The 9,778-nt window shown below is 52.6% G+C and carries 11 protein-coding genes; all 11 read left to right on the forward strand.

The window, feature by feature from the left end:
* The coding region (locus QZ105_RS09445) for an NAD(P)H-hydrate dehydratase (RefSeq protein WP_293729670.1) at positions 1-881 on the forward strand (881 nt) is incomplete at its 5' end.
* 45 nt (positions 882-926) lie between these two features.
* Complete coding sequence (locus tag QZ105_RS09450; RefSeq protein WP_293729671.1) at positions 927-2,213, forward strand: N-acetylmuramoyl-L-alanine amidase; 1,287 nt, start codon at positions 927-929, stop codon at positions 2,211-2,213.
* Between the two features lie 15 nt (positions 2,214-2,228).
* A complete protein-coding gene (locus tag QZ105_RS09455; RefSeq protein WP_293729672.1) occupies positions 2,229-2,765 on the forward strand; it encodes a GerMN domain-containing protein in 537 nt (178 codons plus the stop codon).
* 17 nt (positions 2,766-2,782) lie between these two features.
* Positions 2,783-3,256 (forward strand): tRNA (adenosine(37)-N6)-threonylcarbamoyltransferase complex ATPase subunit type 1 TsaE, encoded by a 474-nt coding sequence (gene tsaE / locus QZ105_RS09460; RefSeq protein WP_293729673.1) that lies wholly within the window; start codon positions 2,783-2,785, stop codon positions 3,254-3,256.
* The gene (tsaB, locus tag QZ105_RS09465) at positions 3,237-3,929 is read left to right on the forward strand and encodes a tRNA (adenosine(37)-N6)-threonylcarbamoyltransferase complex dimerization subunit type 1 TsaB (protein ID WP_293729674.1); all 693 of its coding nucleotides are present in this window, start codon (positions 3,237-3,239) and stop codon (positions 3,927-3,929) included. The genes tsaE and tsaB overlap by 20 nt, the downstream gene beginning before the upstream one ends.
* Positions 3,905-4,378, forward strand: coding sequence for a ribosomal protein S18-alanine N-acetyltransferase (gene rimI / locus QZ105_RS09470; protein WP_293729675.1), 474 nt, complete (start codon positions 3,905-3,907; stop codon positions 4,376-4,378). Before tsaB ends, rimI begins: the two co-directional genes overlap by 25 nt.
* Positions 4,371-5,402 carry a tRNA (adenosine(37)-N6)-threonylcarbamoyltransferase complex transferase subunit TsaD gene (gene tsaD, locus QZ105_RS09475; protein WP_293729676.1) on the forward strand — a complete coding sequence of 344 codons (1,032 nt, stop codon included), beginning with the start codon at positions 4,371-4,373 and terminating at the stop codon, positions 5,400-5,402. The genes rimI and tsaD overlap by 8 nt, the downstream gene beginning before the upstream one ends.
* A 170-nt stretch (positions 5,403-5,572) precedes the next feature.
* The gene (locus QZ105_RS09480) at positions 5,573-6,955 is read left to right on the forward strand and encodes a histidine kinase N-terminal domain-containing protein (protein WP_293729677.1); all 1,383 of its coding nucleotides are present in this window, start codon (positions 5,573-5,575) and stop codon (positions 6,953-6,955) included.
* A complete protein-coding gene (locus QZ105_RS09485; RefSeq protein ID WP_366936038.1) occupies positions 6,955-7,533 on the forward strand; it encodes a response regulator in 579 nt (192 codons plus the stop codon). Before QZ105_RS09480 ends, QZ105_RS09485 begins: the two co-directional genes overlap by 1 nt.
* A gap of 504 nt (positions 7,534-8,037) precedes the next feature.
* Positions 8,038-8,868, forward strand: coding sequence for an Rpn family recombination-promoting nuclease/putative transposase (locus tag QZ105_RS09490; protein ID WP_293729679.1), 831 nt, complete (start codon positions 8,038-8,040; stop codon positions 8,866-8,868).
* 390 nt (positions 8,869-9,258) lie between these two features.
* Positions 9,259-9,774, forward strand: a complete 516-nt coding sequence (locus tag QZ105_RS09495; RefSeq protein ID WP_293729680.1) for a helix-turn-helix transcriptional regulator — start codon at positions 9,259-9,261, stop codon at positions 9,772-9,774.
* The last annotated feature ends 4 nt before the right edge of the window (positions 9,775-9,778 follow it).

The following is a 9,778-nucleotide window of genomic DNA, read 5'->3' on the forward strand; positions in this document are numbered from 1 at the left end:
GGGCTTTGCTGCCGCTGCGGGCGGCTAACGCGCATAAGGGCGACGCCGGACGTGTGCTGATCTGCGCAGGCAGCCCCGGCTATACGGGGGCTGCGGCCTTGTGCGGCAATGCGGCGGTGAAGGCCGGAGCGGGATTGGTATCGCTGCTGACGCCCCTCAGCAGCCGCGAGGTTTTGGCGGTGAAGCTGACGGAGGTTATGGTGCATGGCCTGCTGGAGCGCATGCCGGGCGTTTTGGGCGGCGGCGCGGCTAACGATGTGCTGCAGCGTTCGCAGAACGCCGACGTGCTGGCGTTAGGGCCGGGGCTGGGCGTGTCCGAAAGCACGCAGCAGGCTGTGCGCGATATTTTGACGAAGGCCGAGCTGCCTGTGGTCATCGACGCCGACGCTTTAACTGCTTTGCAGGGACATACCGAGATGCTGGCGCAGATGCAGTCGCCTAAGGCGCTGACGCCGCACCCCGGCGAGATGGCGCGGCTGACGGGCTTGGCGGTGGAGGACATTGACCGCGACAGAATGCAAGTAGCCGCGAAATATGCGAAGGAGTGGCAGGCTGTACTGGTATTGAAGGGCGCGCCGACCGTTATCGGCTGCCCGGACGGCACGGTATACGTGAACAGCACTGGCAGCAGCGCTTTGGCTACCGGCGGCAGCGGCGACGTGCTGACGGGGATTATTGCGGCTTTGGCAGCGCAGGGAATTACCTTGCAGGAGGCTGCCGTTTGCGGCGTTTACCTGCACGGCTTGGCAGGCACGCTGGCCTGCGGCGATGTGGGCCTGGCGGCGGGCGAAATCGCCGCGCATTTAGGCGAGGCAAGGCGGCAGGCGCTGGCTGAAATATCTGTTGGGGTTTACAATACGGGCTTAATAATGATAAAATAAAATATTAAAGCTTTTCGATAAAATAAGGTTGGCGAGGTGATATTCTTGCGCAAAATATTTTTGCTGGTGCTGCTGTGCTGCTGTCTGCTGTTGACAGCTCTGGCGGAAGCGGCGCAGGTGACTGATGTAAAATGGGGCGTGGATAAGGATAATGTTTTGCGTTTTGTTGTGGACGCGACCGATTCCGCAGGCTACGCCGTGGAGCTGGAAGACGGATTGCTCAAACTAACGGTGAACGCTAAGGCCGACGCCGGAGCGCTTAAAATAAGCAAGATAAAGAGCGCCGTCGCCGACAGTATGCAGGTCGTGGCTAACGGCAGCAATACTGTGGTGCGCGTGCCCTTGAAGATGCGCATTACGAGCGGCGACTATAAGGCTTTTACGTTAAAGAAGGACCCTGTGACGAAACGTCCCTTTCGCGTGGTTCTGGACATAACGGCGGCTAAAACGGCAGCGCCGTCGGTAACGGTTCCGGCTGCCGGTACAGCCACTACCGCGCCGGTAGTCGGCAATAAGCCGGTGGTAAGCAATACGCCTACCAAGGGCGGCACGACAGCCACCGCGACGGTAAAGGAAACGCCGCAGCCGGCGGTGAAGTCTGACAGTAAAAAAGATACAGTGGTCAAGACGGACAGTAAAAAAGACACGTCCAAGAATAATAAAAAACAGGACGATAAGAAGCAGACCGCCCAAACTGCAAGTACTAAGGATAATAAGGGCGCTGCGGAGGTCAAGGGCAGCGGTAAATTTCGCACTAGCGGCGGCTTGAAGGATAAGATTATTACTCTGGACGCCGGACATGGCGGCAGCGACCCAGGAGCCATCGGCGCTAAGGGTACCAAAGAAAAGACGATTACTCTGGCCATTACCTTGAAGGTGCAGGAGCTTTTGAAGAAGAAGGGCGCGAAGGTTTATATGACCCGTACCAAGGACGTGGACGTTTACGGCCCTAACGCCAGCGATAAGGACGAGCTGCAGGCGCGCGTCAACGTGGCGGAAAAATATAATTCCGATTTGTTCCTGAGCCTGCATATCAATTCGTCGGTTAATAAGAGCGTCGGCGGTTTTTCCACATACTATTATCCTAAGACGAACCACGACCTGCGCATCGCGCAAGCCGTGCAGAAGCAGCTGACGGATAATTTCGGCGTGGACGATTTGGGCGTGCGCCAGGCTAATTTCTATGTGGTGAAGCGGTGCAGTATGCCGGCCGCTTTGCTGGAGATGTGCTTTATCAGCAATCCCAAGGAAGAAACGCTGATGCAGAGCAACTGGTTCCAGAAAAAAACTGCGTCGATGATTGTCGCAGGTATTGAAAAGTATTTTGCATAAACGGAGGCAGTATCGATGAAAAAATTATTTTTAGTAATGCTGCTTGTGTTTGCAGTAATTAACAGCGGCTGCTTTGGCGACGAACCTAAGCGGCAGGTACGGCCTGTTGCGCCGGTGCAGCAGGAAGTAAAGCAGATTAGCTTTGTGGTTTACCGTGCGGCGGCTGACGGCAGCGAAAAGCTGCTGCCGGAAAAAATTACGATGCAGGATAACGGCAAGACTTTGCCGGAAAACGCGCTGAACGCTTTGGTAAGCATCAAACCGCAGGACGCGCGCATGGACGACGTAGTGCCCATCGGCACGAAGGTTTTGAGCTTGAAAATCGACGCGGACGGCACGGCTTACGCCGATTTTTCCAAGGAATTAGCGAAGAGGTCTTACGGGTCTTATAACGAGATGATGCTGTGCTACGCCATTGCCAATACGCTGACGGAATTTCCGGAGATTCAGCGGGTGCAGATTATGGTGGAGGGCAAGAAGGTTGTGTCCCTGAGCGGGCATATGGATTTGGAGGACCCTTTGACGAGAAACGAGAGCTTGCTCAATAAATAAGCGCGGGGAGAGATAGTATGCAGGTGTATTTAAAAGACGCGGCGGCTACGGAGTCGCTGGGCTATCTGCTCGGCAAGCACGCCGCTTCCGGCGACGTTTATTGCCTGAACGGCGATTTGGGCGCGGGCAAAACGCTGCTCAGCCGCGGCGTGGCGCAGGCCTTGGGCGCGCCGCCGGAGGATGTGATCAGCCCCACCTTTGCTATTATGAATGTGTACCGGGGACGGGAGCTGGAGGTGCATCATTTTGATTTGTACCGTTTGAACCGCCCGGAGGAGCTGGAAGATATCGGCTTTGACGAATATGCGGGCGGCGAGGGCGTAACGCTTATCGAATGGGCGGATTTATTTGCCGGACAGCTGCCGGAGGAATATTTAAAAATTGAGCTGCGCCGCGAGGGCGCAGGACGCAGGGCTATGCTGACGCCCTGCGGGCAGCGTTACGAAGCGCTGCTGAAGGAGGTAAAGCAGGATGCTGACTTTAGCTATTGATACGGCGACCAAGGTTTGCACGGCGGCTTTATGCCGCGAGCGGGAGCTGTTGGCTGAATATACGATTAATATGGGCATGACTCATTCCGAGGGCCTGCTGCCGCAGCTGGAGCAGCTGCTGGCGCGCACGGGCACGGCTAAAAAGGATATTGGTTTGCTGGCTGTCAGCATGGGGCCGGGTTCCTTTACGGGGCTGCGCATCGGGCTGGCAACGGCGGAGGCCATGGCCTACAGCTGGCAGTGCTGCCTGCATGGCGTGGATACGCTGAAGGCACTGGCTTATAACGTGCCCTTGGAGGGCATGGTGCTGTCGCCGGTTTTGGACGCGCAGAAGGGTAATTTTTATCAGGCGCTTTATCGTTGGCAGAACGGCAGCCTGCAGGAGCTGGAGCCGGTGCAGGTAGTCAGCGGCGGCAGGGCACTGGAGCGTATTGCTTTGAAGGGAAGCCCGGCGTTGCTGCTTGGCGAATGCGGCCGTTTAGTACAAAAGGGCTTGCCCGAAGGGGTGCAGGCCGCGCCGCAGGCTTTGCGGATGCCGCGGGCCGGCTCGGTGGCTTTGGCAGCGCTTGACGAGTTCGACCCGGAGGCGGATAAAAGAATTTTTGGCTTGGAGCCGTACTATATCAGAAGATCAGAGGCAGAGGAATTGTGGGAGAAGAAACAGCAGCAATAAGCTTTAGGCCGTTGGCAGCGGCAGATCTTCCGGCAGTTGTTGCGATTGAGGCGGAAGCCTTTTACGACGCCTGGAACGAAAATATGCTGCTGAACGAGCTGAATAACAGCTTGTCTACATATTTGGCCATGGAATGCGAAGGACGCCTGGTGGGCTACGCAGGCTTTTGGCTGGTGGCCGGGGAAGCGCAGATCACTCGTGTGGCGGTGGCGCAGGCTGCAAGAGGCCAGGGCTATGGTACGCGGCTGACGGCGGCGCTGGTAAGCAAGGCCTGGGAGCTGGGCGCGGAAGCCGTTACGCTGGAGGTACGCGAAAGCAATTTAGCAGCGCAGAAGGCTTATCTTACCTGTGGCTTTGCCAGCGAAGGCATTAGGCCGCATTATTACGAGGATAATCACGAAAACGCGGTGATTATGTGGCTGTATAAGGAAGGTGCGCGTCATGGCTGAGGTGCTTAAGCAGGAAAAGGATATTTATATATTGGGAATCGAAAGCAGCTGCGACGAAACCGCGGCGGCAGTAGTGAAAAACGGCCGCGAGGTGTTGAGTAATATCATTTCGTCCCAAATCGTAATTCATCGGAAGTTTGGCGGCGTTGTACCGGAAATAGCTTCCCGCAAGCATATTGAAAATATTATGCCCGTTATCGACGAGGCTTTGAGCCGGGCGCAGGTATCCATGGAGCAAATAGACGCTGTGGCAGTTACCTATGGCCCCGGCCTGGTAGGCGCTTTGCTGGTGGGCTTGTCGGCGGCGAAGGCGCTGGCCTGGGCTGCGGATAAGCCCTTAATCGGCGTCAACCATTTAGAGGGGCATGTTTTTGCCAATTTTTTGACCGATGCGGAGCTGAAGCCGCCCTTTATGGCTTTAGTAGTCAGCGGCGGGCATACGGCTCTGCTCAAGGTTACGGGCTATAACAGCTTTGAGCTGATGGGGCAGACCCGCGACGACGCTGCGGGCGAAGCCTTTGACAAGATTGCCCGCGTTATGGGGCTGCCATATCCCGGAGGGCCGGAAATAGAGCGCCTGGCCTTGAACGGCAGCGACGCGGCGATGCAGTTCCCGCTGGCGCATCTGGACAAGCCCTATGAATTCAGCTTCAGCGGGCTCAAATCCGCCGTTATTAATTATTTGCACAATCAGGAGCAGGCCGGCAGGCAGGTTAATCATGCCGACGTAGCCGCTTCCTTCCAGAAGGCGGTCGTGGATGCGCTGGTTAAGCAGGCGGTGCTGGCTATGCAGGCTACGGGCTATGAAAAAATCGTGCTGGCCGGCGGCGTATCCGCCAATAAAACGCTGCAAAACACGCTGGCGGCAGCAATGAAGGGCATTGGAGCCGAGCTGGTGCATCCGACGCCGATTCTGTGTACTGATAATGCGGTGATGATTGCCTGCCGCGGTTACTTTATGTATCAGGCTGGTATGCGCAGTCCACTGGATTTAAACGCTGTTCCATCGCTTAAATTGGGATGAACAAATATCCAACAGAGTGCATAAGCCTGTGGATATTGTGGATAGCTTGGCTAAAACGGCCTGTACAGGCGCTAATTGCTGTGCATAAAGCTGTGGATAGTGTGGATAAAAGGGTGGATTAACGGCTTGCTGCTGTGGAAAGGACAGCTAAGGAGGAAAGCGGATAAACAATGTTGAGCAATTTGACGGCTGAACAGAAAAACAGTTTACAAAAGATGCAGGCGGTGCTGGGGCTGGCGGCCGATTTGGCGCACAGTCAGGTGACTATTTACCTGCCCGGCGACGATAAAAAGTTTTTGAATGTTTATAAGCAGGAGCAGCCCATGACGCAGATGAGCGGCGAACGTCCCGACATGACGGGCCGCCGTGTGCGCGCTGTGGAGGAGCCGCTGGTGGCGCGCGCTTTGCAAAAGAACATGGTGCTGACGGGTAAGAAGGAATGGTCCTTAGGCGCGTTTAATTTGCTCAAGGTGTATCCGCTGCTGGATGGGCGCGGGCATTGCTATGCTGCCGTCAGCTTTGAAACGGCAGCGCCGGACGAAATCATTCTGGCGCAGGCGATGGAGCTGTTATGCCACGCGCAGCAGTCGGCGGCGGATAATCCCCATTATCAAAGAATGCTGCCGTCGGACGGCATTATGGTGGTGGACCCCAATAAAATGATTATAGCCGCCAATAACAGAGCGCGGCATATGTTTGATGTGATGGATATGCCGCAGGTAGTGGGCTTTCGCACTAACGACGTAGCTATTAACTGGCCGCTGGTGGGCATGGTTATGGACACGGGTACGGCGGAAAGCAAGGAGTTTACCATGCACGGTCTGCTGCTTTCCATTCGCGTGCTGCCTGTGGTGCCGCGGCCCAAGGGCGGCTGCGCTATCGTCATTTTGCAGGATATTACGGAGCTGCGCAAAAAGGATGAGGAGCTGCTGATTAAATCGGTGGTTATTAAAGAAATTCACCATCGGGTGAAAAATAATTTACAGGCCATCACCAGCCTGCTGCGCTTGCAGCAGCGGCGCGCCCAGTGCGATGAAACGCGCCTGGTGCTGCGTGACTGTATCAGCCGCGTCAACAGCATCGCCATTGTTCACGAATATCTGTCTCAGCAGGATTCGGGGCTTATCGATGTGGGCAAGGCGGCTAAGGGGATTTATCAGGCCATTATGAGCAGCATGCTGGCTCCTGATTTTAAGCTGGAGGCAGATTTCAGAGCCGACGAGGTGCAGTTGCCTTCGGATAAAGCGACCAGTATCGCCCTGATTCTGAACGAGCTGCTGCAAAATGCTATCGAGCATGCCTTTGAGCAGCGCGGCAGCGGTAAATTGCAGGTGCGCTTTGCTGAGGAAACGCAGGATTACTTGCTGTCCATTGCCGACGACGGCGTCGGCCTGCCGCCGGGCTTTCAAATAACGGGGCGCAAAAGCCTGGGGCTGAAAATTATTAAGACCATGGCAGAATCCGATTTGCAAGGATCGTTCACTTTAACGAATAGGCCTGAAGGCGGCACGCTGGCTTTAGTTAGGATTCCGAAGGAAGGTGTAGGAAAATGATGAAAAGGTTGAAGATATTGCTGGCTGACGACGAGGCCATTCTGCGTCTTGATTTGCGCGAGATGCTGACGGACGCCGGTCACGAAATAGTGGGCGAGGCCGCTAACGGCGAGGAGGCCGTACGCCTGGCGCGGGAACTGCAGCCGGAATTTATTATTATGGACGTTAAGATGCCTGTTATGGATGGGCTGACGGCGGCAAAAATTATCTCTAACGAGGGCATTGCGCCGGTTTTGCTGCTGACGGCTTACAGTCAGCAGGATATTGTGGAAAAGGCCTCCGAGGCGGGAGTAATTGCTTATTTGGTGAAGCCTGTGCGCGAGGAGCAGCTGTTCCCGGCTATGGAAATTGCGGAGAAGCGCTTTAGGGAAATGCAGAGCCTTAATGCGGAGCTGCAGCAGCTGAAGGACAGCCTGGAAACACGCAAGCTTTTAGACCGGGCTAAAGGCATTCTTATGGCCGCTCACGGTATGACGGAGCAGGAGGCCTACCGCAAAATGCAGCAGTTCAGCATGGCCAAGCGCATTACCTTGAAGGCTTTGGCGGAAAGCATTATTGCTGCGGCTGCCAAGCGCTAAATTGAAATATAGTACAAGCAGGTATCGTTATGACGGTAGCTGCTTATTTTTTTGCTTTTAACAAAAATGACGCTTTTTGGCTCGCACCAAAAAGCTTAGCAAAAAATGCTGGTTAAGGGCAAAATTCTATTTTTGTAAGCGAATAATGTGATGCTATCGTAAGCTAGCAGCCAATGCCATTTGAGGTGCAGTTTAGAATAAAGGGTTTAGCTTAATATAAAATGCTTGTCTGAAAAATAAATCTCTGTTATACTAAAAATATAGTAAAGCTTAACAACTTCAAAAAGGCAGTAAACGGACGCTGTTTAAAAGCGTTCCGCGAGAATTTCGTTAGTGTTAAACAAAATTCAGCAGTACCGAACCGACTACGAATTATAACGTAGTCGGCGGTACTGCTTTTTTAATTTTTGCTAAGAAGGTGGTTATCTTGGATGAAAGTGGATTGACAAAATAAATTTTATAAGCAAATTCAAGGCCAATATGCTATAATTAAGGAGATGAAATATGAACAAAGTTAAATTTGACAATCTGCCTATCAGTAACGATTTTATGTTCAAGAAAGTGATGCAGAATAAATATCTTTGCCAAAGGCTTGTCAGCGCTATTATGCAGAAGGACATTGCCGACATTATCTACACGGAAACGGAAAAAACCGTTGAGCCCTATTATGACAGCAGAGGCGTGCGATTGGATGTTATTGTTGCAGACGAAAGAAATACTCGTTACAATCTGGAAATGCAGGTCAAAAATACTTTAGGAGAAGCTACAGGCGAACCGCTTTTACCCAAGCGCACACGTTATTACCAATCCATCATGGATATGGATATGCTGCAAAAAGGGCATGATTTCGACGAGCTGAACCCACTGGTTTTAGTATTTATCTGCGCCTTTGATTTATTTGGCGAAGGGCGTTACGTTTATACATTTAAAAGCCGGTGCTTGGAAAATTTACAGCTGGAGCTGAAAAACGGCGTCACCGTGCTGCTACTTAATGCACAGGGAACACGGGGTGAGGTGAGCCCGCTGGTTAAAAATTTTTTGCGCTATGTCAACGACCTAGTTCCTACGGACGCTTTTACGCAGGAAGTGGAAGCGGAGGTAGTAAGGCTGCGGCAGGATAAGAAAGTGAGGCGAGAGTTTATGGTATTATCTACAAGATTAAAGGACGAGCGTATGGCAGGGCGCGCAGAAGGAATGCTGGAAGAACGTCAAAGCACAGCTCTTGATATGCTTAAGGATAAGGAGCCTTTGACAAAAATCGTAAAATATTCCCGCCTTAGCGAGGAAGAAATTTATGCCTTGGCGCAGGCCAACAGCTTAACTGTAATTGAATAGAGGATTAAGCGTATAACGATAACGCTCCAGCGTACTGCATAGAAAACGGTACGTTGGAGCGTTATTTGTTTTATAAATGCCTACAGGAAAAATTTTCAAGACTTTCTTTTATCCACTGCGCCCGCTGCACAAGGTTTTTCAGCTCGGTGGGGGTGAAGGTGCGGTATTCAGTTTTCTTGTTTTTTGTCAATCCTTGTCATCCTTTAAGGCTCAAGGGAGCGTTGCGCTTTGTGCCTTGAATATGACGGAATTCCGTACTGTACTACATCGGCGCTCGATGAGGTAATTATAGCATATAATTTTCAGAAAATAACAAAAACGTATTTAAATACGCTTTTCCTGCTTTAGACATTTTTTGCTGTATGCTTAAAACCGAAAGGCAGGCGGTAAATGATGAAGAATTTGTTTGAGGAATTACTGTTGATACGGCGCAAGGAAATAGGAGAAGCCGTAACGGACGCCAGAAATAAACGCGGCTTGCAGCAGCAGGAGCTGGCGGCGATGTGCGGCATAGACGTGCAGATTTTGCGAAAGATAGAATATGGCGAGAAAAATTATTTATACGATTATTTGCAGCTTGTGGCAATGGCGCTAGGTATGCACGGCGGCGAGCTTGTGGAGAAGGCGATGACTAAAATATGGGAATTGGAAGGAAGCAGTGCCAGGTATGATGTGCTGCGGCGCAGAATGCAGGAACAGATGCAGGAAAACCTAGAGCGATTCAGGGTAGAAAACGTGCGGAAGCATGAAGCTGAGCGCAGGAAAAGGATGGCGCGGCGGCAGAAGGCGGAGCAGTGTAGGGCTTTTGACGGAAGTAAGCATAACAAAGGGTCGCAAGATGCAGAAACAAAAGCTAAATACCAGCCAAAAGGTCTTGCGAGGGGGGGCAGATGTGCTAAAATATAAGCGA

It is taken from the genome of uncultured Phascolarctobacterium sp., from assembly GCF_905212365.1.
GTDB lineage: Bacteria > Bacillota > Negativicutes > Acidaminococcales > Acidaminococcaceae > Phascolarctobacterium_A.